The 1,702-nt window shown below is 51.8% G+C and carries 1 rRNA gene; it reads right to left on the minus strand.

The features are described 5' to 3' along the window. Positions 1-26 precede the first annotated feature (26 nt). Positions 27-1,702 (minus strand): 23S ribosomal RNA (locus PAND9192_RS20140); the annotation flags it as partial.

Below are 1,702 nucleotides of genomic sequence, written 5' to 3' on the forward strand. Positions count from 1 at the left end.
GAGAAGAAAAACCCCTTGGGTGTTGTATGGTTAAGCCTCACGGGCAATTAGTATCAGTTAGCTCAATGCCTCACAGCACTTACACACCTGACCTATCAACGTTGTAGTCTTCAACAACCCTTTAGAGACCTTAAAGGTCTAGGGATGACTCATCTTGAGGCTCGCTTCCCGCTTAGATGCTTTCAGCGGTTATCGATTCCGAACTTAGCTACCGGGCAATGCATCTGGCGATACAACCCGAACACCAGCGGTTCGTCCACTCCGGTCCTCTCGTACTAGGAGCAGCCCCTCTCAATCATCCAACGCCCACGGCAGATAGGGACCGAACTGTCTCACGACGTTCTAAACCCAGCTCGCGTACCACTTTAAATGGCGAACAGCCATACCCTTGGGACCGACTTCAGCCCCAGGATGTGATGAGCCGACATCGAGGTGCCAAACACCGCCGTCGATATGAACTCTTGGGCGGTATCAGCCTGTTATCCCCGGAGTACCTTTTATCCGTTGAGCGATGGCCCTTCCATTCAGAACCACCGGATCACTATGACCTGCTTTCGCACCTGCTCGAATTGTCATTCTCGCAGTCAAGCGGGCTTATGCCATTGCACTAACCTCACGATGTCCGACCGTGATTAGCCCACCTTCGTGCTCCTCCGTTACTCTTTGGGAGGAGACCGCCCCAGTCAAACTACCCACCAGGCACTGTCCGTAACCCCGATAAGGGGTCGACGTTAGAACATCAAGCATACAAGGGTGGTATTTCAAGATTGACTCCACAACCACTGGCGCGGTTGCTTCAACGTCTCCCACCTATCCTACACATGTAGGGTCAATGTTCAGTGCCAAGCTATAGTAAAGGTTCACGGGGTCTTTCCGTCTAGCCGCGGGTACACAGCATCTTCACTGCGATTTCAATTTCACTGAGTCTCGGGTGGAGACAGCGTGGCCATCATTACGCCATTCGTGCAGGTCGGAACTTACCCGACAAGGAATTTCGCTACCTTAGGACCGTTATAGTTACGGCCGCCGTTTACCGGGGCTTCGATCAAGAGCTTCGACCGAAGTCTAACCCCATCAATTAACCTTCCGGCACCGGGCAGGCGTCACACCGTATACGTCATCTTTCGATTTTGCACAGTGCTGTGTTTTTAATAAACAGTTGCAGCCACCTGGTATCTGCGACTCCCGGCAGCTTAGAGAGCAAGTCTCATCACCGCTAGGAGCGTACCTTCTCCCGAAGTTACGGTACCATTTTGCCTAGTTCCTTCACCCGAGTTCTCTCAAGCGCCTTGGTATTCTCTACCTGATCACCTGTGTCGGTTTGGGGTACGATTTCTTATAATCTGAAGCTTAGAAGCTTTTCCCGGAAGCATGGCATCAATGACTTCACTACCGTAGTAGCTCGACATCGTATCTCAGCCTTAAGATGGTCCGGATTTGCCTAAACCATCAGCCTACATACTTGGACCTGGACAACCGTCGCCAGGCTCACCTAGCCTTCTCCGTCCCTCCATCGCAATTATAAGAAGTACGGGAATATTAACCCGTTTCCCATCGACTACGCCTTTCGGCCTCGCCTTAGGGGTCGACTTACCCTGCCCCGATTAACGTTGGACAGGAACCCTTGATCTTCCGGCGAGGGAGTTTTTCACTCCCTTTATCGTTACTCATGTCAGCATTCGCACTTCTGATACCTCCAGCA

Source organism: Photobacterium andalusiense, from assembly GCF_900185625.1.
GTDB classification, from domain to species: domain Bacteria; phylum Pseudomonadota; class Gammaproteobacteria; order Enterobacterales; family Vibrionaceae; genus Photobacterium; species Photobacterium aquimaris.